At 43.0% G+C, this 23,410-nt stretch carries 14 protein-coding genes and 1 pseudogene; 10 read left to right on the top strand and 5 right to left on the bottom strand.

From position 1 onward, the window contains the following. Positions 1-1,095 precede the first annotated feature (1,095 nt). Positions 1,096-5,652: a PAS domain-containing protein gene (locus tag V7K69_RS01575; RefSeq protein WP_335030782.1), complete on the top strand. Its 4,557-nt coding sequence runs from the start codon at positions 1,096-1,098 to the stop codon at positions 5,650-5,652. A 234-nt stretch (positions 5,653-5,886) separates the two neighbouring features. On the opposite strand, the gene V7K69_RS01570 is transcribed toward V7K69_RS01575, so the two are convergent. Next, on the bottom strand, positions 5,887-6,096 hold the full coding sequence (locus tag V7K69_RS01570) for an ATP-binding protein (protein ID WP_335030806.1): 210 nt from the start codon (positions 6,094-6,096) through the stop codon (positions 5,887-5,889). Positions 6,097-6,388: 292 nt separating this feature from the next. Here V7K69_RS01570 and V7K69_RS01565 point away from each other — a divergent pair, with 292 nt between their 5' ends. From V7K69_RS01565 to V7K69_RS01550, 4 genes are all read left to right on the top strand, one after another. Continuing rightward, on the top strand, positions 6,389-7,147 hold the full coding sequence (locus V7K69_RS01565) for a sucrose-phosphate phosphatase (protein WP_335030780.1): 759 nt from the start codon (positions 6,389-6,391) through the stop codon (positions 7,145-7,147). Then, entirely contained in the window at positions 7,147-7,779 is a 633-nt protein-coding gene (ruvA, locus tag V7K69_RS01560; protein WP_174712077.1) for a Holliday junction branch migration protein RuvA, read from the top strand. Before V7K69_RS01565 ends, ruvA begins: the two co-directional genes overlap by 1 nt. Before the next feature lie 82 nt (positions 7,780-7,861). Continuing rightward, positions 7,862-9,019, top strand: a complete 1,158-nt coding sequence (gene bioF / locus V7K69_RS01555; RefSeq protein ID WP_335030777.1) for an 8-amino-7-oxononanoate synthase — start codon at positions 7,862-7,864, stop codon at positions 9,017-9,019. Between the two features lie 611 nt (positions 9,020-9,630). Next, on the top strand, positions 9,631-13,890 hold the full coding sequence (locus V7K69_RS01550; protein WP_335030775.1) for a PAS domain S-box protein: 4,260 nt from the start codon (positions 9,631-9,633) through the stop codon (positions 13,888-13,890). Positions 13,891-14,047: 157 nt separating this feature from the next. On the opposite strand, the gene V7K69_RS01545 is transcribed toward V7K69_RS01550, so the two are convergent. Then, the gene (locus V7K69_RS01545; protein WP_335030773.1) at positions 14,048-14,656 is read right to left on the bottom strand and encodes a hypothetical protein; all 609 of its coding nucleotides are present in this window, start codon (positions 14,654-14,656) and stop codon (positions 14,048-14,050) included. Positions 14,657-14,799: 143 nt separating this feature from the next. Continuing rightward, complete coding sequence (locus tag V7K69_RS01540; protein WP_335030771.1) at positions 14,800-15,387, bottom strand: thylakoid membrane photosystem I accumulation factor; 588 nt, start codon at positions 15,385-15,387, stop codon at positions 14,800-14,802. Positions 15,388-15,648: 261 nt separating this feature from the next. On the opposite strand from V7K69_RS01540, the pseudogene V7K69_RS01535 reads away from it, so the two are divergent. From V7K69_RS01535 to V7K69_RS01525, 3 genes and pseudogenes are all read left to right on the top strand, one after another. After that, positions 15,649-16,057 (top strand): annotated as a pseudogene (locus tag V7K69_RS01535) (four helix bundle protein). Positions 16,058-16,228: 171 nt separating this feature from the next. Beyond that, positions 16,229-17,566 carry a Mur ligase family protein gene (locus V7K69_RS01530; protein ID WP_335030769.1) on the top strand — a complete coding sequence of 446 codons (1,338 nt, stop codon included), beginning with the start codon at positions 16,229-16,231 and terminating at the stop codon, positions 17,564-17,566. A gap of 70 nt (positions 17,567-17,636) precedes the next feature. Then, on the top strand, positions 17,637-18,452 hold the full coding sequence (locus tag V7K69_RS01525) for a type 1 glutamine amidotransferase (protein WP_335030768.1): 816 nt from the start codon (positions 17,637-17,639) through the stop codon (positions 18,450-18,452). Positions 18,453-18,550: 98 nt separating this feature from the next. Here V7K69_RS01525 and V7K69_RS01520 read toward each other — a convergent pair whose 3' ends face one another. Beyond that, positions 18,551-18,976 (bottom strand): type II toxin-antitoxin system VapC family toxin, encoded by a 426-nt coding sequence (locus tag V7K69_RS01520; protein ID WP_335030767.1) that lies wholly within the window; start codon positions 18,974-18,976, stop codon positions 18,551-18,553. Next, complete coding sequence (locus V7K69_RS01515; protein WP_335030766.1) at positions 18,976-19,266, bottom strand: hypothetical protein; 291 nt, start codon at positions 19,264-19,266, stop codon at positions 18,976-18,978. Before V7K69_RS01515 ends, V7K69_RS01520 begins: the two co-directional genes overlap by 1 nt. Positions 19,267-19,368: 102 nt before the next feature. On the opposite strand from V7K69_RS01515, the gene V7K69_RS01510 reads away from it, so the two are divergent. Further along, entirely contained in the window at positions 19,369-19,992 is a 624-nt protein-coding gene (locus V7K69_RS01510) for a Uma2 family endonuclease (RefSeq protein ID WP_335030765.1), read from the top strand. Positions 19,993-20,506: 514 nt separating this feature from the next. Then, positions 20,507-23,200 carry a COR domain-containing protein gene (locus tag V7K69_RS01505; protein WP_335030764.1) on the top strand — a complete coding sequence of 898 codons (2,694 nt, stop codon included), beginning with the start codon at positions 20,507-20,509 and terminating at the stop codon, positions 23,198-23,200. Positions 23,201-23,410 lie beyond the last annotated feature (210 nt).

The raw sequence follows: 23,410 nt of genomic DNA, 5'->3' as shown, positions 1-23,410 counted from the left end.
TATAGTAAAAAAACTAACATTTTTTAAACTCATATTTAAATATATAGCGGTTAGCAGTTGAGTGCAATATAGACCTAACCCCCAGCCCCTTCCCTTATAGGGCTACGGTGTACACACAAGTCACCAGTTTTATCCCAATACGCTTGGGATAAGCCAGAAAGCCCTCATGTAGAGACGCGATTTATCGCGTCTAAAAGACTGACACATTAGAGAGACGCGATAAATCGCCGTCTCTACAAATAATGTACTCGTCAATTATTCCTAGACAGACTATTATTTCCGACTTGTGTGTACACCGTAGCCCTATAAGGGAAGGGGAGTAAGATTCAAAACCTCTCTCCTTTTAGGAGAGAGAAATGGAAGTGAGGTAAAACTGTATTGCTTCCATTCGAGAACTGCTATAAAGTCTGCTAAAACACTCATAATAAAAAGTTTGTAGTGGAGACTTCAGTCCCCAAAGCTAGGACTAAAGTCCTTACTACAAACTTTAATCTCTTGATGCCTACATACTTATATCTATTTTACTTATTGAGTATATTTGCAATTGTGATAGCAGCGATCGCATTTAGTTTATTTGTATATTTCTTGCCATTTGTCTAATATCGTGCTGAGTAAAAAAAATATCATTCAGACTGCAAAATTTAGGGAGCAGAGAAAAAGAGGATTTTAAGATTTTTACATAGATACCCACAATCACAAATAATGAATCAGATATAGCAATCCGAATTCAAAGGTGAGAATATAATAAGATTACAATCACCTATTTGCAAGGCTTACAGCGATTTAATATCTCTGAAATGATTTAGAATTACTATAACGATCTTTATCGATAATTTGTATTAATGAGCAAATATTTATAGATTTTTCTCTGGAAAAAGTGATATAAATCTCACAAGCACTCAAGAATAAAATTATACATTAAAATTATCAAACCAGTTAACGTAAAGCAGATGTCAAGAGCGCTCCCATAAATTCTATCAAATATGGTAAAATCCTGGCATTAATGAAAGGTTTTAGCATTTCTTGAAAAATGTCAAATTTTCTATATCAACCTGCGGGAAGTGGGTTAATATCTACCTGATTAATTAAATCACAATGTCTCAGCAACAGCGCACTGTCTTAATTGTCGATGATTCCCCAGAAGATCGAGAACTCTATCGGCGGTATTTGCTGCGCGATCGCGAATATTCTTACACTATCTTAGAAGCAGGGCTGGGACAACAAGGGCTAGAACTTTGGCAGCAACATCAGCCTGATGCTGTGTTGCTTGATTATCGATTGCCCGACTTGGACGGACTAGAATTTCTAGCACAATTGCAACCCTCGACACAACAGCCTTGCCTACCTGTAATTGTCGTCACCGGGCAGGGCAATGAGGCGATCGCAGTTAAGGCGATTAAAGCGGGCGCACAAGATTATATTGTCAAAGAGCAAATCACCCCAGAAGGGCTGCAAATAGCAGTCAATGGGGCAGTTGAAACAGTGCAGCTACGCACCCAACTACAACAGAGGATTGAACGAGAGGGCGTAATTTCACATATTGGCCAGAAAATTCACCAATCGCTGAATCTGGATGAGATTCTTCAAACAACCGTAACCGAAGTGCGAGAATTTCTGCACACCGATCGGGTCTTGGTTTTTAAGTTAAAACCTGACGGGGATGGCACAGTAATATCAGAATCAGTTGGGGTACAGTGGCGATCGCTGATCTCGCGCACTATGTATGATCCCTGCCTCGCTGAGAACTACCTGGCATGGAATCGATCGGAAAATGTCACCTACGATCCTGCTTTTGTCGAAAATTATATCCAACGCTATCGTCAGGGTTACGTAACGGCAATATTTGATATTCAAGATAGCACTATTGACCCCTGCCACGTTGAATTGTTGGCTCAGTTTCAAGTGAAAGCTAATCTGGTCGTGCCAATTATTTATGATGACTGCTTTTGGGGGTTGCTAATTGCTCATAACTGTGCAGCTCCTCGAAGGTGGCAACCCTTAGAAATTGACTTGCTCAAAGAACTAGCAATTCAAGTTGGCATTTCAATTCGCCAAGCAGAACTCTATCAGCAGGCACAGAATGAACTGACCGATCGCAGACGAGTAGAAGCAGAATTACGGCAGAGTGAAGAACGGCTACGATTGGCACTGTCAGCTTCGCGGATGGGAACATGGAACTGGAATATCCAAACGGGAAAAATTACCTGGTCGGATAACCTGGAAGCTTTATTTGGACTGCAACCAGGAGAGTTTGACGGCTCTTTCGAGATGTTTGCCGCGCGAGTCCACCCTGACGATCGCGATCGCTTACTAGCAGCAGTCGATCGTGCTGTCGCCACCGGAGAAGACTATGAAATTGAATTTCGGGTAGTATATCCCAACGGTAAGATTCGGTGGGCACTGAGTCAAGGCAAGGTGCTATACAACCAAAACGGACAACCGATGCAGATGGCGGGTATCGATCTAGATATCACCGAACGCAAACAATCAGCCGAAACTCTGCGTGAGAGTGAGGAACGTTTTCGGCAGCTTGCAGAAAATATTGATGCGGTTTTCTGGATTAGAGATGTGTCGGAAAATCGAGTTAGCTATGTCAGTCCTGCATATCAACGCCTGTGGGGATTGAACCCGCAAGAATTGTATGAAGGACAACAAGCATGGATCGATCGGATTCACCCAGAGGATCGAGAAGCGACAGACAGAGCGTTTCATGAAAAAGCTGCCGTCGGTAAATTTGATGAAGAATATCGGATTATTTTACCCAATGGTAGTATTCGCTGGGTTCACGATCGCTGCTTTCCCCTGCGAGATGAAACAGGAGAAATTTATCGGTTTGCCGGGATTGCCGAAGACATCAGCGAACAGCAAGCTGCGCTACACGAACGCAAACAGGCAGAGCAAGCTTTGCGAAACAGTGAAGAACGCCTGCAAATGGCACTGGAAGGTTCTGGTGGCGGTCTATGGGATTGGAATATTATTACTAATGAAGATTATTTAAGTTCCAGATGGCTGGAAATGCTGGGATATGAAAAAGGAGAGTTACCGGATGATTTTAGCAGTTGGGAGCGACTGATTCATCCTGACGATAAAGTTTGGGTGATGGAACGGTTGAATGCCCATCTTCAGGACGATTCGGTGTCTTACACATTTGAATATCAGATGTTAACCAAGTCTGGGGAGTGGAAATGGATTGCCAACCACGGAAAAGTAGTTTCACGCGATCAACAGGGCAATCCCCTGCGAATGGCAGGCATCCATCATGATGTTACAGATCGCAAACAGGCAGAGCTTGCTTTGCGAAAGAGTGAAGAATTTAAAAACCGCATTTTAGATAGTAGTTCTGACTGCATCAAGGTATTAAGCCTCGAAGGGCGGCTGCTGTATATGAATACAGGCGGGCTTTGCTTAATGGAAATTGACGACTTAAATTCCCATCTCAATACTGAATGGCTCTGTTTCTGGGAAGGCAGCTATCGGCAACAGGCAGAAGAGGCACTCACTGCCGCTAAAACAGGTGAAATCAGAATTTTTCGCGGATACTGCCCAACCGTAAAAGGCACTCCCAAATGGTGGGAAGTAGTTGTTAGCCCGATTCTGGATGTTTCCGGGCAACTAGAACGAATCTTGTTGATTTCACGAGACATCACCGAGCGCAAAAAGACAGAACTCCTATTGCAGGAGAGCGAAGCCCGGTTGAAACTGGCGTACAAAGCTACGCGATCAGGAGTATGGGATTGGGACATTACCCGCAACAGCGCTCATGTATCTGAAGAGTACTGCAATCTCTTTGGGTTTGACCCAACCACACAGGAAGTCAGCTTTGAAGAGTGGTTAAACCGCTTGCACCCAGACGATCGCACCTATGCCAATGAAATAGTGAGTTCTACCATCCAGCAACAGCAAGAGTATTATCAAACTGATTACCGCATCTTACACGCTGATGGCATTCGCTGGTTAGCAGCTAGAGCTAAGGTTTTTTATGATGCTGCGGGCAATGCAGTACGGATGCTGGGCAACGTGCAAGATATCACCGATCGCAAACAGGTAGAGGAAGAATTACGGCAAAGTGAAGAACGCTACCGCTACCTAGCAGAGGCGATTCCGCAACTTGTTTGGACTTGCAATGCCAGTGGTTCGTGCGATTACGCGAATCAACGATTGTGTGGCTATACCGGATTGAGCTTTGAAGAAATTTTGGGGCGGGGTTGGTTATCAGCCGTTCATCCAGACGATAGACAAGCGGCTCAATCTATGTGGAATAATGCTGTGGATCGTGGCAGTAGCTATCGCCACGAATACCGCTTTAAAAGAGCTGCTGATCGCAGCTACCGTTGGCATTTGGTACTGGGACTGCCGCTAAAAGACCAACAGGGGCACGTAATGAAATGGTTTGGCACCTGCACAGATATTCACGATCAAAAGGAACTAGAAGTTGAACGCAATCGCCTACTTGTCCAAGAGCAAGCAGCCAGAGCAGAAGCTGAACGCGCCAATCGGATCAAAGATGAGTTTTTGGCCATTCTCTCCCACGAATTGCGATCGCCTCTCAACCCCATTCTCGGCTGGACAAAACTGCTGCAAACCCGGAAATTTAGTGAAACCAAAACGGCTGAAGCCTTAGCCACCATTGAACGCAACGCCAAATTGCAAACTCAACTGATTGATGACTTACTTGATGTCGCCAAGATTCTACGCGGTAAACTCAGTATAGATGCGATTCCTGTAAATTTGGCATTTGTGATTGAATCTGCGATCGACACAGTAAGAACCGCAGCTGTGGCTAAATCAATTACGTTGCATCCAGTATTGCCAAATATTGGGCAAGTCTCTGGAGATTCTAACCGCCTGCAACAGATCGTTTGGAATTTACTTTCCAACGCGATCAAGTTTACCCCGAACGGAGGACGGGTTGAAATCCGATTAGAGCAAGTAGATGAGCAGGCACACATTATCGTCCGTGACAATGGTAAAGGGATTAACCATGAGTTTCTCCCGCACATTTTTGAATCATTCCGTCAAGAAGATGTCTCAGTTACTCGCAAGTATGGGGGATTAGGATTAGGATTAGCGATCGTCCGGCAGTTAGTTGAGGCTCACGGCGGCACCATCACGGCTGATAGTCCAGGTGAAGGCTTGGGAGCCACGTTTAGAGTCCAGTTGCCATTGCTGAATCTTCAACCGGAAATCAACCAGCCAGATGAGCTGCCACAACCAGCACTCGAACTCACGGGGATTCGAGTTCTCACAGTTGATGATGATGCCGATGCCCGTGAGTTATTAACAGTATTGCTTACTGAATACGGAGCGAAAGTCTTGACTGTTGGCTCTGCGGCAGAAGTATTGGCAAACCTAGAGTCCTTTCAACCCGATGTATTAGTCAGTGATATTGGGATGCCTGAAGTTGATGGCTATTCCCTGATTCAACAGATCCGAACTTTAAGGCCCGAAAAAGGGGGAGAGATTCCCGCGATCGCTTTGACTGCTTATGCCAGAGTTGAGGATTCCCAGCGAGCCATAACCAGTGGCTATCAACGCCACGTTACCAAGCCCCTCGATCCAGAAGAGTTAGTGCAAGCTGTGGTGTCACTCGCACAGATCAAGATGGGAGCAGGGGGCAGGGGGCAGGGGGAGCAGGGGAGGCAGGGGAGGTAAAATAATGAATCGGATCAAGATTGGCAAATTGGAATCATCACAATGAATGTGGCTCCCTGTCCCAGTTCGGAAACACAATGCAATGTCAATTACAGTCAGTTAAGCAATTTTTTCCTTCTCTTTCTTCTCTCTGCGTCCTCTGCGCCTTCTCTACGAGACGCTGCGCGTTGGCGAAAGCCTCTCGTAGAGAAGGTAGTTCGTTAAAAAATTGACTTGGATAATAGAGTTTTAGCCTTAACCCAAGCGTATTGAATGCAATATGCCTTTGTGTTTTTCTGTCACAATTTGATAACTAATAGAAAGTCCCATTTCTGTGCCTTTACCGACAGCTTTTGTCGTAAAGAATGGATCAAACAATTTTTGCTTGATATGAGCAGGAATTCTGGGGCCATTATCTGCAATTTTAATGACAACTTGTTTGCTTTCTACCAGGCAAGTGCTAATCGTAATGCTTTTCGCTCATCACTTTTTCAGGGAATTTTTCTAGTCAGTTTAGAATTCCCCACAGGACATTTTTTGTAACAAACTTTGGCAATTATTTACGTTTTGGATGTATCGCCTGATAAAAAACTACATATTAGCGATCGCTCTTTCTGCAACTGAGTTAGCAGAAAATACAAAAAATATACAACCAATAGAAAAAAAATTATCGACTTACAAAAATCTGAAGGCATTAAACTTCTTGCAAAATTCTCTTCACGCGGTAAAATAACGAAATTTTGCAAGAGTTTTAATCATGAAACCATTTCTTTTTGTAACCGATTTAGATGACACACTCGTGTATCGCACCGTGGGCGATGACAGCGCTTTACCAGAACTAAATCAACTGCTAAGTCAACATCGCCAAGAATACGGTACTAAAATTGTTTATTCTACCGGGCGATCGCCCTTACTTTACAAACAACTTCAAGCTCAAAAAAATCTTTTGCAACCGGATGCCCTCGTCCTTTCTGTGGGTACGGAAATTTATCTCAATGGTGCTGATACTCCAGACTCAGATTGGTCAGAAATCCTCTCTCCGGGATGGGAACGGGAAACTGTATTATCTATTACCCATAAATACCGCGAGTTAGTTCGGCAACCGGATTCAGAACAGCGTCCTTTCAAAGTGAGCTTTTTTTTAGAACAAGAAGCATCTGCGAATGTTCTACCACAACTTGAAGCAGAGTTGCAGAAATTGAAATTAAATGTAAAGTTAATCTACAGTAGCGGTATTGACCTTGACATTGTACCCCATAGCAGCGATAAAGGTCAGGCAATGCAGTTTTTACGCCAGAAGTGGAAATTTGCAGCAGAACAAACAGTTGTCTGTGGTGATTCGGGTAATGATATTGCTTTATTTGCTGTAGGCAACGAACGGGGAATCATCGTCGGGAATGCCCGAAAAGAGTTACTCCAATGGCATAACGAGTATCCCGCTATGCACCGCTACCTAGCAAAAGGTTTTTGTGCAGGTGGAATTATTGAAGGCTTAAATTATTTTGGTCTCTTGTAATGATTAGTTATCTAAAAGGTATAGTCGCTGGTATCCAAACAATTGGCGCTAATCGCGTGATTCTGACCCTGGAAGTCAATGGCTTGGGGTACGATTTGCAAGTTCCCCAACGGCTAGCAAACCAGTTACCAGAATCAGGAGGAGTGGCGCAAATTTTTACCCATTTCCAAATTCGGGAAGAAGTGCCCTACTTGTATGGCTTTGCTTCCCCAGCCGAACGCGATTTATTTCGCCACTTGCTGACTGTCACAGGGATTGGTGCAGCCTTAGCGATCGCACTCCTGGACACTCTGGAACTACCAGATTTAGTCCAAGCAATTATCGCTGCTAATACACAAATCTTAATTCAGGCTCCCGGTGTCGGCAAAAAAATCGCAGAGCGCATCTGTTTGGAACTGAAAAGCAAATTAGTCGAATGGCGCAAATCAGCCGGGTTCTTCGTCGCCACAGGCGGGCCAGCACCAGGAATTCTCGAAGAGGTACAAATGACCCTCTTCGCCTTGGGATATACTGCCCATGAGGTCAGTCACGCCCTGCACGTAGTCAGCGAAGACATCGGCCTACCCAAAGATGCCTACGTCGAAGATTGGATTAAACAAGCGATCGCTCATCTCAGTAGCGAACAGGTTTAATTGTCATTTGTCATTGGTCATTTGTCATTAGTTATTCCCCATTCCCCATTCCCCATTCCCCATTCCCCATTCCCCATTCCCAATGACCGACCCTTATGCCTGGCTAGAACAGTCCTTAGCAACAATTCATCGGGCGGACTGGTATCGTTCGGTACAACCTATCAACGGTCGTCCAGGTGCAACGGTGGTTTTAGCTGGGCAAGAGGTAATTAATTTTGCCAGCAATGACTATTTGGGATTGGCTGGGGATGAGCGGTTGATAGCAGCCGCAACTGCTGCGATCGCAGAATTTGGCACTGGTAGTACTGGTTCTAGATTACTCAGTGGGCATCGAGAATTGCATGGGGAATTAGAAAAGGCGATCGCATCTACCAAACAAACAGAAGATGCCTTGGTATTTAGTTCAGGGTATCTGGCTAATTTGGGTGCTATTACCGCCCTTGTGGGCAAGCGTGATTTAATTTTATCTGACCAGTACAATCATTCCAGTTTGAAAAATGGGGCGATTCTTAGCGGTGCAGCAGTTGTGGAATATCCGCACTGTGATATGGCAGTACTCAAAGCCAAGTTGAATCAGGAGAGGCCAAATTATCGACGTTGCTTAATTCTTACTGATACTGTCTTCAGCATGGATGGTGATTTATGTCCGTTGCCGGCGCTGTTCGATCTGGCTGATGAATTTAGCTGTATGCTGCTAGTCGATGAAGCTCATGCCACTGGGGTACTAGGAAAAACTGGCGCTGGGTGTGTTGAGCATTTTGGGTGTACAGGAAAGCAATTAATTCAAATTGGGACTTTGAGTAAAGCTTTGGGTAGTTTAGGCGGTTATGTGGCAGGAAGTAGCGCCTTAATTGACTTTTTGCGAAACCGCGCACCCAGTTGGATTTATACCACTGGGCTTTCACCTGCTGATACAGCAGCAGCCCTAGCAGCAATCAAGATAGTGCAACAAGAACCACAACACCTTACCCAATTGTGGGGGAACATACATTACTTGAAAACTTTGCTGCAACAGTTGCCTAACTTAAAATTGCTGCCTTCTGAATCACCCATATTATGCTTTCAATTGCCTAATGCTACAGATGCCCTCAAAGCTGGAAAACAGCTAAGAGATGCTGGCATTTTTGCCCCAGCAATTCGTCCTCCTACAGTGCCCACAAGTCGAATCAGAATATCTGTAATGGCAACTCATGAAGTAGCACATCTTGAAAAATTGGTAGCAGTACTATCCGAGTGCTGAGTAGGAGAGTTAGGAAAATTCTTCCCAACACTTTTGATAGAGCAGCTAGAAATATAGGACTCCTATTTGATTTTTGAACAAGACTCAGTATGGATGTATGCCTTATTCCCTATTCCCTGCCCACGCAAGTAAATTCAGGAATAAAACCGGATTCCTATAGTGGTCTATCGCATTAATTTTGCTAGGTTTGTAGTGAGTGATAAATCGCTCAAATCAAGGACTAAAGTCCTTACTACGAACTTTTATAGAAGTTGATTTAGTTGCTCGAATTCTTAATTTTGCTAGAAGATATTTCTAATATTGTGATGATTAAAACTTACTAATTAAATAACTAGCCATTAGTAGATTTTATACCATAATTTCTATAAGCAAATTAAGCTACCACATTTCTGATAATTGACTATTCACTATCGGCAATTTAATGTTATGGATACAGAATATTCATAATAAATTATGGTTGGTATTACTATATAACTTAATAATTAGCCTCTAGCAAAAGAGGTTTTTAAAACTGACAAAAATCTATCTAGAGATAAATTACTAAAACTTGAAAACTAGCTTAGGGTATGTAGAGCCTCTGCAATCAGTATTGGTTGTCCTTAGACATTTTCATGCCTCATATTCATTATTCCCTATTACGGCGCTATGGAATTGTTGTATTAATTGTCACATTTACATTAGTGTTAATGTTGATGCTAGACCCTTGGTTAAGCATGAGTGGAACTCCTTTCTTGCTGTTCTTTGGCGCTGTAACGGTTAGTGCTTGGTATGGTGGTTTGAAATCAGGGCTATTAGCAACTTCCTTGTCTGCATTACTGAGCAATTACTTCTTTCTCCCGCCAGCTTATGAGCTGAGTTTTGACCTATCTAATTCTGTGCGAATTGGGTTGTTTGCATTACAAGGATTGCTCTTTAGTATCTTATGTGAGGCATTAAAAAATGCTAAGATATGCGGTGATGAAAATCTCCAACAGCTAAGAGTTAGTGAGGAGAGATTTCGATTAGCGTTAAGCAGTTCAGATATTGTGGTCTTTCAACAAGATCGAGATTTGCGATATCAATGGATTCATAATCCTCAAGGTCTAGATACTGCTGAGGAAATGTTAGGTAAGTCTGATGACGAATTATTTCCAGCTTCAGTAGCAGAGCAATTGAAGGCAATTAAGCTGAAGGTAATAGAGACTGGTATTTCAACCCGTGAAGAGGTTTATCTGACAACTTGCGGAGAATATCGTTACTATGATTTGCTGGTTGAACCACTGAAAGATACAGACAATAATATTCATGGTATTACTTGTGCAGCTGTAAATATTACAGAACGCAAGCAGGCTGAAGAAAGACTCCGCTATATGGCGCAAGTTAGTAGTGTACTATCTACTTCGCTAGATTATGAAGAAACCTTAGAACAAATTGCCAAAATTTTAGTTCCCCAGCTAGCTGATTGGTGTAGTGTTGGCATTTTAAATGAAGATGGTTCCATTCGCCACCTACCAATTGCCCATGCAGACCCATCTAAGGCGGAGTTAGCACGTAAACTTCAGGAGTATGCAAGAGATTACAAAGGTGCAAGTGCAATTACTAGAGTACTGCAAACCGGACAAAGCGAATTAATCTCAGAAATATCTGACTCGCTATTAGTTGCAAGCACTCAGAATCAGGAACATTTAGAACTTGTTCGGCAATTGGGGATGAAGTCTATGATGATTGTGCCCTTAATTGCACAAGGGCGAGTACTCGGCACAATCAGCTTTGTCAGAACGCAATCAAACCGTCGCTACGATCGCACTGACCTAACTTTAGCAACAGAGATTACCCACCGTGCAGCCTTAGCAATAGAAAATGCCCGACTTTATCGAGACATCCACCAGGCTTTAGTCCATTACGCCGAATCTCTATCTCTTTTAGATGCACTGTTAGAAGCCGCTCCTGTTGCCGTATGCTTTTTGGATCGGGAACTGCGATATCTCCGAATTAATCAAGTTTTCGCTGACATTAATGGTTTGACTATAGAAGAACATCTAGGACGCAAATTTGGGGAAGTATTGCCAGCAATGGCGGCTCAGGAAGAGCAACAGTTACAGCGCGTCTTAGATACTGGAGAACCACTGCTGAATATAGAAATTAGCGGTGAGACAAGGGAACAATCCAGACGTTACGGCTACTGGCTGGGCAACTATTACCCAGTCAACAACGTAATGGACGAAACGGTAGGAATCGGGATTATTTTGGCAGAGGTGACAGCAGCCAAGCAAACAGAAGTGGCTTTGCGAGAAAGCGAAGAAAGATTTCGGGCAATGTTTAACCAGGCAGTTGTGGGTATTACGCTGGTAGCGTTGGATGGAAAATTTATTCAGGTTAATCCTGCCGTATGCGAAATTACTGGGTACAGCCCTGAAGAGTTAATGCAAATAACCTTTAAGGAAATTACCCATCCTGACGACTTAGCAGTTGACTTGGAAAATGCTCGGCGAGTTTTAGCAAAAGAAATTAGTGGTTATTCCTTAGAGAAGCGCTACATCCGCAAAGATGGTTCTATAGTTTGGGTAAACCTAACTTCATCAGCAGTTTGGGATGCTAATGGACAACCAAAGTATGCGTTAGGCATTATTGAGGATATTAGCGAACGCAAACGAGTTGAAACGACACAACAGTTTTTAGTCGAGGCCAGCACCTTACTCGCTGCCTCATTAGATTATGAAATCACCTTAGAAAATGTGGCTAATCTAGCAGTTCCTACCTTGGCTGATTTATGTATTGTAGATGTCTTCCAGGAAGATTGGTCAAGTAAACAAATTGCGATCGCAATTGCCGATCCCACAAAACTAAATACTTTAGACGAAATCCGGCGGCGTTATCGACCCAAAACTAGAGCCAAACAGCTTGTGCAGCAGCTACGGCTTGGTATATCTGTCTTTTATCCCAAATTATCCGGCTCTCATCTTTTGCAGATGGCTGAAGACGACGAACATCTGCAATTACTGCAAAGTTTGGGTATTTGTTCTCTAATGGTGATTCCAGTTCGTTCTCGTGGGCAATTATTTGGAGCAATCTCTTTTTTCACAGCCGAATCAGGCCGATACTACCAACAAACAGACTTGGCATTAGCAGAAGATATTGCGCGTCGGGCAGCCACAGCCATTGATAACGCCAGACTCTACGAGGAAACTCAACAGGCAAAACAGGCAGCTGAAAGGTCTGTCAATCGCACCATACTTTTACAAAGAATAACTGCTGCTTTCTCGGAAGCCTTAACTCCCCAACAGGTAGCCGATGTCGTGGTGAACCAAGGAATTGCCGCCTTGGAAGCAACTGGTGGTTCTGTTGTCTTACTTACTGAGGGGGATACGACCCTAAAAGTTGTGCAGGCAATTGGCTATCCGCAAACACTCATCAATACTTGGGCAACTTTTCCCATCACATCACCAAACCAAATAGCAGAAACAGTCAGAACTGGGCAGCCGATTTTTTTAGAAAATTTAGCAGCTATGATTGCTAGATATCCAGATTTAGCAAATGTTGTGACTGTAATAGGGAATAATTCTTGGGCTTCCATTCCCTTGATAGCAGAAGGCAAAGTAATTGGGGCACTGGGATTAAGCTTTACCACTGGACAAATATTTACCGAAAAAGACCGGGGATTTATGTTAACGCTGGGACAGCAGTGTGCCCAAGCGATCGCTCGCGCCCAACTTTACGAAGCCGAAAAGACCGCCAGGGCCCAAGCTGAGACAGCCAACCGCATTAAAGATGAATTCCTCGCTGTCCTTTCTCATGAACTCCGAACTCCCTTGAACCCGATTTTAGGGTGGGCAAAGTTACTCCGAACCCGCAAGTTCGATGAAGCTACTAAAATTCGGGCATTGGAAACAATCGAGCGGAATGCTAAATTACAAACTCAATTAATTGGAGATTTACTTGATGTTTCGCGGATTTTACAAGGTAAAGTCAGGTTAAATCTCTATGCAGTGGATTTGAAAATAGCGATCGCAGCTGCACTAGAAACGGTGCGTTTAGCAGCAGAAGCCAAATCGATTCAAATTCAAACGGTTTTAAGTAATGATATCGGCAAAGTTCTCGGCGATAGCGATCGCTTACAACAAGTAATGTGGAATCTCCTCTCCAATGCCGTTAAATTCACACCTACAGAAGGACGAGTCGAAGTGCGTCTAGAGCAAGTTGGCTCAGAGGCTCAAATCCAGGTGATTGATACTGGTAAAGGAATCATCCCGGAATTTTTGCCCTACGTCTTTGATTACTTTCGGCAAGCTGATGCTAAAACAACCAGAGTATTTGGCGGACTAGGATTAGGACTGGCAATTGTGCGCCATTTAGTAGAACTTCACGGTGGTACAGTTCAGGCAGATAGTTTAGGAGAAGGGCAAGGTGCTACTTTTACAGTCAGACTACCTTTGCTGAAAAATTCTGAGTCACGAGTCAGCAGTGACGAGGTTTCTGAAACAGAACTAAGTAGTGACGACACATTATTGGCTGGGGTACAAATCCTGCTTGTGGACGATCAAGCTGATGTGCGAGAGTTTTTCAGCTTTGTCCTAGAACAATATGGTGCGACTGTAACCGCAGTTGAATCAGCAGCCGAAGCCCTAGAAATATTAATGCAATCAAAGCCAGACATCCTGTTAAGCGATATTGGAATGCCCTTAATGGATGGCTATATGCTACTGCGTGAAGTGAGAAAATTACCGCCAGAGGAAGGCGGGCAAATTCCAGCGATCGCACTAACAGCTTATGCTGGAGAAATCAACTACAACCAAGCAATGGCAGCAGGATTTCAAAAACACCTACCTAAACCCGTAGATCCATCTGAATTAGCCACAGCGATCGTCAATCTCATCGGGCAGAATCAACCCTGAAGCCGATAGGAGGGATTGTTCAAATAATAGGAAAAAGAGCAAATTCCAGTATCTTTCTCCCCTACTCCCTGCCCCCTGCCCCCTGCCCCCTGCCCCCTGCCTCCTGCCCCCTGCCCCCTGCCTCCTGCCCCCTGCCTCCTGCCTCCTGCCCCTTCCCTCAACCAATGGGTCGATTACCAGGATTGACTGCATGGATATATTCACTACCCGATCGCGGTCTTCCTCGTTTATAGTAAGCTTCTTCTGGTTTACCCCATCCTAGCTGCAAAATCATTTCCAAAAAACTGGAATTTTCCCACTTACATAAACTTGCCCATTCTGTTCTTTGAACAATTCTTTCTAAATCAGACGTAAGAATTTGTTGGTATTGTTTACTGTTATTGAAACTCAAATATAAATCCATGCCCATCGAGACTTCATACCAAAATTCTACAATGGAATTTTTAGCGGCTTTTAATATCTCTAAGTCACTAGGGAGGGCAATTAACTCAGTGTTTACTTCGGGATAGTTCAAGTTTTTACCTTTAACTGTCACGTCTCGCCAGATAATACCTGAAACTTGATTTTCTTTCTGATAGTCGTGAATCGCAGCTTTGAAATCTTGATAGGCCGTGAATTGTTGCAGCCCATCAGTTCTGATAAACTGGTCAATTACAGGATTGCCAGAGACCGTTATCTCTAACTTTAGGCGTTTTCCGTTGAGGCAAGCTTGGCGTTCGGCTGCCAAAACTTGAATTAGCTCCTGGGTGGTGTAAACCTTTGACATCAGAATACACTCAATACGGGACTAGAGATTACTTTTCTAAATGGTTAACACAGATATTTCAATATTATGCTTTGGCATCAGCCGAAATGTAGTAACAGATAACACGAAAAACCAGGGCAGACCAATTTGGTCTACCCAATAACTTATCTAGCTAACTCACTACTGAACTCATTAAAAGCTCGTCGCTTTAGCTGTGCTGTTTCAGTACGTGGTAATAAATCAAAGATTTTGCGAAATTGATCGTCTATTTCTTCAAAAGGTACTTGACCTTTTTTATCCAAAACTACCTCACCTGCTTTATTAAACACTACGACTTGAGGAACAGACCCAGAATAGTAATATCCTGGTTCTGTAGAGTCGTAGGTTTCTTTAGACGGAATAGTATCTACATTAATTGGCATAATCTCTGCTACCTGACCGTAGAATTCCTGTACCCGTGAGATAGAAATGGCATATCTTTTAGAATCACTGCTGTCATCCAAATAAAAGGCCAAAAATATGGGTTTATGTTCCGCTAAAGTTTGTGCGAGTGTCTGCCTGGGAGGAACCAATGAACCGTTGCCAGCATAAACAACGAAGATGTTGCCATCATATAAATCATTATCAAGACCAGCATAAGCAGGTTGCGTACTTATAATGAAAAGACTTACAAGCAACAACAGGCATTTGGACAACCACCTTTGCCAGCCAGTAATTTGTTTATGTAAAAAAAGAAATTTTGTGCTATTCATCAAAAGGAACCTTGCAAGCTACTACTTGTCGTGAGTTTGTGCTGAATTCAGAAAACTGGGCCGGATATGTAATTACGCCCACACACTATTTTTTAAGATAACGTCTACTGAGATTATCTCTTGTAAGTGGATGATAGAGATGAGGACAAGGGGACAAGGGGACGAGGGGACGAGGGGACAAGGGGACAAGGGACAAGGGGACGAGGGGACAAGGGGACAAGGGACAAGGGGACGAGGGGACAAGGGACAAGGGACAAGGGGATGGGAAAAGAATCTATCAAGAGTCATGAAGATTTAGAGGTTTATCAACTGGCGTTCTCCGCAGCAATGAAAATCTTTGAAATATCGAAAAAATTTCCTGTTGAGGAGCGATATTCCTTAACTGACCAAATTCGCAGATCATCTCGCTCCGTGTGTGCTAATTTAGCTGTTCGCGCAGCGTTCCCGAAGGGTAGCTTGGCGCAAGCGAAGATATAAGGCAGCCTTTGTGGCTAAACTGAATGATTGTGAAGCAGAGGCGGCAGAAACTCAAGTCTGGCTAAAGTTTGCGGTTAAATGTAATTATTTAGATTTAGAACAAGGCCGAGAATTGTATGGACTTTATAACCGAGTCCTTGGAGGATTGGTGAGTATGATTAATAACCCTTCTGTTTGGGTAATTCGGCAATAAAGCATACTCCCCTTGTCCCCTTGTCTCCTCGTCCCCTTGTCCCTCTACCCCCCGCCCCCTGCCTCAAAATCAAGAGGCTGGCTTTTTCAGTCAGGATTCGCTAAACTCACGCATATTAAATTTGCAATTAAATACTTTCAATTAGCAACGCCAGAAGACTAGGGTACAGATGTGGGAAACAAAATTCAATTCATAGATAGGCTGCGATTGGGTTTCGCGGTGTCAGTGGCAAAAAGTGTGACGTTTATAGTGCGATCGCTCCGTCTGGGTGCTGCTAGTGTATTACCAGGCTCGATTGCTCGTCGCATTGAACCCCGACTTTTACAATTATTGAGTCAGCAAGTTAAAAATGGAGTGATTTTAATTGCTGGTACTAACGGCAAAACCACTACAGCCCTGCTTTTATGCACAATCCTAGAACGCAAGGGTTTTCGCGTCACTCATAATTCCACAGGTGCAAATCTGGAAAATGGCTTAATGACGGCGCTGTTAGAAAGCACCAACTTACTAGGCACGCTAAATACTGATTATGCCATTTTGGAAGTAGATGAAAATATTGTCCCAAGAGTATTAAAGCCACTCCAGCCGCGAATTATTCTCTGTTTAAACTTGTTCCGCGACCAGCTTGATAGGTACGGCGAAGTAGATACAATTAGTAAACGTTGGACAAAAGTTATTTCTACGCTACCCGCAGAAACGGTGGTAATTCCTAATGCTGATGACCCAACTTTATCTAACCTTGGTCAGCAGTTACCGCAACGGGTGTTATTCTTTGGCTTGAATGAACCAGAACATTATTTAGAAGCAATTCCTCACGCTGTTGATTCTATTTACTGTCCAAAATGTGGACATTCTCTAGATTACAAGGGTGTTTATTTGTCTCATTTAGGAGATTTTACTTGTCCAAAGTGTGGTTTCACTAAAAGTAAACCGACTTTAGAAAGTAGTGAATGGTCGCAAATTCTGGTTGGTTTGTACAACAAATATAATACTTTAGCTGCTGCTACTGCGGCTATTGAGTTAGGAGTTGATGAAGTAACAATCAGAGATACTATTAACAACTTCCAAGCTGCTTTTGGTCGTGCAGAAGATTTGGTAATTAACGGTAAACGAGTGCGGATATTGTTATCAAAAAATCCCGTAGGAACGAATGAAACCATTCGCGTAGTTACTCAAAGCACAGATAAAACCACACTACTGGTATTGAACGATCGCACACCCGATGGTACTGATGTATCCTGGATTTGGGACGTGGATACCGAGAAATTAGTCGAACGCGGCGGGACTTTAGTAGTGAGTGGCGATCGCGTCTACGATATGGCACTACGTTTACGTTACAGCCAAAAGTCACCTGACAGTAACTTGAATTTAATAGTCGAAGAAGATTTGCGACAAGCGATCGCAACTGCATTAGAGCATACACCAGACAATGAAACTCTGCATATTCTCCCCACCTATTCAGCCATGCTAGAAGTGCGAGAAGTTCTGACTGGGCGGAAAATTCTTTAAATTTGTCATTTGTCATTTGTGATCGTCTTATTCCCAATTCCCAATTCCCTACTCCCCATTCCCTAAATTTATGAGTTCTCAAAATTTGGAATTAACAATAGGTTGGCTTTATCCGACGCTGATGAGTACTTATGGCGATCGCGGTAATGTAATTACTATAGAACGTCGCGCCGAGTGGCGGGGATACGATGTTAAAGTGTTACCCCTAGATCAAAATGCCACAGCCGCAGATATAAAAACTGTAGATGTCATCGTTGGTGGTGGCGCACAAGATCGTCAGCAAGAAATTGTCATGCGTGATTTGCAAGGTGCAAAAGCTGACGCGATGCGCGAAAAAATCGAAAATGGAACACCAGGAGTATTTACTTGTGGTTCACCCCAATTACTGGGACATTATTATGAACCAGGCTTAGGACAAAGGATTGATGGTTTGGGAATACTCGATTTAGTTTCCGTGCATCCTGGTGAAAATACTAAGCGCTGTATTGGTAACTTGGTAATTGAAGTCACAGCTTCACGCCTAGCACAAGAATTGCGAGAGATGACTGGAACTACACCATATTTGGTAGGCTTTGAAAATCACGGCGGACGCACCAAACTAGGAAAAGTGGAAGCTTTGGGGCGCGTGGTATACGGTTTGGGAAATAATGGTGAAGATGGGACAGAAGGAGCATTTTATCAGAATGCGATCGCAACTTATTCCCACGGCCCTTTATTACCAAAAAATCCCTTTGTCGCCGATTGGTTAATTCAAACAGCATTGCGCCTAAAGTATCACCAGGAAATTACCTTAAAACCTTTTGACGATAGCCTCGCTGCACAAGCACGAGAAGCGATGTTTAAGCGATTGAAAGTCAGTTTACCAGGTGCTGCGGCAAAAGTTTAAATTTTCGTGTTTTTCTCGTTCCCTGACTTTCACAGGGAACGCAATTCCCCAGTTTCGCATGGGGAGGTGTGAAAAACGCCCCAAACTCAGCCGTGATTTCATATTTCCTTGTCAACAACTACTAACCCCACACCGCAACGAGTCGCCGCCTCTGCTAACCGAATATCAAGAGTTGCTAACGGCAATTGTAACCGCAGCGCCAATTCTAAATAAGCTGCGTCATAAGCTGCTAAACCTTCCTGTCGTGCTAGGTTCAAGGTTGCATCCAACGCCTTTGCATCCGTAAATAAGTCAACCTGAATTAATAGTGACTGTAACAAAGCAATAGCTTGCTCAGATTGTTTTTTAGTCATACGGTTACGTCGTTCAGCCACGACAAGGGTATTAGCAATTTCCAACGACCAAATTCCTGGTACAAAAGCTTCAGAATCAGGCATCATTGCGAGTATGTCATTAGCATAACCATTGTTTTCATCCACCAAACACCAGCTAATTGCTACAGAACAATCCAAAACAAACTGCATTAAAATCTTCGTCCCTCTTCAAGCATTTCGCGGATTGAGGTTTTATCTAAAGCTACTTCTCGCCGCAGTTGTTGCATATTGGCAATTGCTTCTTGAATTGATTTTTTTGTTGTCGGCTTTCCCCAAGCGTTATATTGCAGTACAGTGTCATCGCATGGTGCAAGGTCTGTTTTATCTAACGGCTGCACAACTACCACTACTTCTACAGATGTATCTTTATAATCAGTAGGTGTCTGAATGTGCAATATCCCATCTGTGCCAATATGCGATCGCAATTTTTTTGTTTCCATTTTTACTTCCAGGAAATTATATAATTTTTCGTTTCCTGGATTTGACAAGTAACGCAATTCAGGAGACTCTGCTTTTCATTTTAAATTAACAAAGGGCAAAGTATGACTCAAGCCTTAACCAAACAACTAACCTTTGATGAATTTATTGCTTGGTATCCAGAAAACTCACAACGACGCTATGAACTGCATGACGGAGTAATTGTTGAAATGGCTCCTCCCACAGGCGAACATGAACAAATTGTTGGATTTTTAGTTGGGGAAATAGTTACAGAATACAAACGTTTAAAACTACCTTATTTCATTCCCAAAACAGCTTTCATTAAACCGAATCAGAGCGAAGCAGCTTACTCACCAGATGTACTGTTGTTGAATAACTCTAATTTAGTTAATGAACCTCTGTGGAAAAAAGAATCTACTGTAAGCCAAGCGGCATCAATTCCTTTAGGAATTGAAGTTGTAAGTACCAACTGGCGAGACGACTATTTTACCAAAGCAGGTAAATACGAAGAGGTCGGAATACCTGAATACTGGATTGTAGACTATTTAGGTTTAGGTGGTAGGAACTTTATTGGCAATCCTAAACAACCAACTATCTCAATTTACCAACTAATTGAAGGTGAGTATCAAGTTAGGCAATTTAGGGGAAGCGATCGCATTCAATCGCTAGCATTCCCAGAGTTGAATTTAACTGCTGAACAGATTTTTCAGGCTGGAGAAGTCGCATAAACAAGGGCTAAAGAACCATCAAAGACTCGTCCACGAGTATCAAAGACTAGTCCACGAGTATCAAAGACTCGTCCACGAGTATCAAAGGCTCATCCACGAGTATCAAAGACTCATTAACGGAGTTCCGAGCCTCATTAATGAGTATCAAAGACTCGTTGACAAGCCAATCCGAACTATTGGCAATGATAAATTCTTTTTAGATTCAGTAAAAATTATTAGCACTCGTGTAGTAATACACAAAATAGTAAATTGTTTTGATATCTTGCAGCATTCTTAATTAGCACCTACCTCCGCCTGGAACTCGAATTTGCTTTCTTATAGCGAAAGTCTACTCAATGTAGACTAAAATCCAAGTCTGGAAAAAATTTAGTCCTCTTAAGAGGACTTTCGCTATTAGCCAGAGGTTTCTAACCTGTGGCGGTTGTTGGGATTAGTGCAAAATATTAGTGGTTGCGAAATTGTCCAGCGAATCAGGGGCATTACATATAACTTTCGTTAACAGGTGAACCTCAGTATGGCAAATACGCCTCAACATTTACTTAAACTAATCCTAGAAGCGAAAGAGAAACAGCTTAAAAAATTAGATTTAAGCAATAAAGGATTAACAGAGATCCCTGCTGAGGTGTTTGAACTGAAATGGTTGGAGGTTTTGGATTTAAGCGGCAACCAATTAACGACACTGCCAGAAGCGATCGCCCGCCTGCAACAACTCACTTCCCTGGATTTAAGCAACAACCAATTAACGACGCTGCCAGAAGCGATCACCCACTTACAACAACTCACTTCCCTGGATTTAAGCGTCAACCGATTACCGACGCTGCCAGAAGCGATCGCCCGCCTGCAACAACTCACTTACCTGGGTTTAGTCGGCAACCAATTAACGACGCTGCCAGAAGCGATTGCCCGCTTGCAACAACTCACTGCCCTGGGTTTAGCCGGCAACCAATTAACGACGCTGCCAGAAGCGATCACCCGCTTGCAACAACTCACTGCCCTGGGTTTAAGCCACAACCAATTAACGACGCTGCCAGAAGCGATCGTCCGCCTGCAACAACTCACTTACCTGGGTTTAGCCGACAACCAATTAACGACGCTGCCAGAAGCGATTGCCCGCCTGCCACAACTCACTACCCTGAATTTAAGCACCAACCAATTAACGACGCTGCCAGAAGCGATCGCCAGTCTCCAACAACTCACCACCCTGTATTTAAGCGGCAACCAATTAAGGACACTGCCAGAAGCGATCGCCCGCCTGCCACAACTCACTTCCCTGAATTTAAACGACAACCCCATCGAAAAGCCGCTACCAGAAATTGTTGAACAAGGTATTGAGGCAATTAGAGATTATTTCCGGCAACTGCAAGCAGAAGGCACAGATTATCTGTGTGAAGCAAAGTTACTAATTATCGGCGAAGGTGGAGCAGGGAAAACAACACTGGCGAAGAAAATTGAAGATCAAAATTATCAACTCCGAGAGGAAGACTCTACGAAAGGAATTGAGGTGATTCGGTGGGATTTCCCAATGAAAGATGGGCGAGAATTTCGAGTAAACATCTGGGATTTTGGTGGACAAGAGATTTACCATGCTACTCACCAGTTTTTCCTCACTAAGCGTTCTCTCTACGTTTTAGTAGCAGATACCCGCAAGGAAGACACAGATTTTTATTACTGGCTGAATGTAGTAGAACTATTGAGCGATAATAGTCCGTTGCTAATCATCAAAAATGAGAAGCAAAACCGCCACCGAGAAATCAATGAACGTGAGTTACGGGGGCAGTTTACTAATTTGAAGGAGACTTTACCAACAAACCTTGCTAGCAACAGGGGTTTAGAACAAGTTTTAGAAAAAATCAAGCATTACGTTAAAAGTCTGCCCCATATTGGCAGTCCCCTCCCAAAAACCTGGGTTAGAGTCCGGGAAGCTTTGGAGAGTGAGGCACGCAATCACATCAACTTGGATGAATACCTGAACATCTGCCAACAAAATGGGTTCACTCAAAGAAATGACAAGTTGCAGTTGAGCAGCTATCTGCACGATTTGGGAGTATGCTTGCACTTCCAGGAAGACCCACTTTTGAACAAGACCGTTATCCTCAAACCCAAGTGGGGAACTGATGCAGTCTACAAAGTGCTGGATAATGAAAAGGTGATTAGCAATCTAGGCAGTTTCACCTGGTCTGACTTGGCAAACATCTGGTGTGAAGACGAATACGCCACGATGCATGATGAACTCTTGCGGCTGATGATCAACTTCAAGCTGTGCTACGAAATTCCTAGAAGCCAAGGAAAGTATATTGCCCCACAACTGCTATCTGCTAATCAACCCCTCTATGGCTGGAATCAAACCGACAACCTGATTCTGCGTTACGAATATGACTTCATGCCTAAGGGCATCATCACCCAGTTTATCGTTGCCATGAATGAGTTAATGAATGAACAACAATGTGTCTGGAAAAGCGGCGTTGTTCTCAGCAAAGACCAGACGAAAGCAGAGGTGATTGAATATTACGGCAAGCGGGAGATTAAAATTCGAGTCTCAGGTCGTCACAAAAGAGATTTGATGACCATAGTTACACATGAACTCGATAAAATTCATGACTCGTACAAGCGACTGAAGTACAACAAGTTAATTCCCTGTAATTGTGTAACTTGCAAAGATAACCAAGAGCCACACTTTTATTTATTTGAGGAATTGCGACAATTTATCGCCGATAAGCAAGACGAGATTCAATGTCGCAAGAAACCCTACAAAATGGTAAATGTCTTGGGCTTAATTGATGATGTAATGGACAAACACCAATTTATTCAGCAAGAAGAAATCAGAGTAAGCGGAGATAATTATTATATAAACGCTAAAGAAGTTCAAATTCAAAAAGGGAATAATTTTATGTCTAATCAATCTCCGCAAGAAGAAAAGCCAAAGTCAGAAGATGTTAAACTTCCGTTTGCTTTTCGCAATGGAATGTTCTATTTATTTGTATTTGTAGTTGTATTTTGTCTAATTGCATTTTTTGGTGGTTCGCTACCATTTCATTATCTAGCTTTAGCAATTATTGGTACAGCAATATTTATCGTTTTAATAGGCGTTCTGCAACTCCGTCAAGATAACCGTCTTTCTGAAAAATCTTTTGTAGATTTAACAAAAATGGTACTGGAACAGTTGCCTTTAATTAGTAATATTATTAAGCAGTTTCAAGGCAACAAATAAAAGCCCCGGCGAATGTAATTCACGGCTATACAAACAAAGTCCGCCTGCGCGGACTAAGAAAAAATTGAGGGTTTGAAACCCACGAAGGTGGGTTTTGTCTATGTAGACGCGGTTTCTAACCCGGATTTCTCACAAACTCAGAAAAAACCGGAGCTTAAAACTGATAAAATGTATACATAGTAAGTATTTCAGCAGTTTGAACCGATGAAT

The organism is Nostoc sp. (assembly GCF_036917775.1).
In the GTDB taxonomy this organism is placed as follows: domain Bacteria; phylum Cyanobacteriota; class Cyanobacteriia; order Cyanobacteriales; family Nostocaceae; genus Nostoc.
Note: the sequence above shows the minus strand (reverse complement) of the source record. Positions and strands in the feature narration are given on the sequence as shown.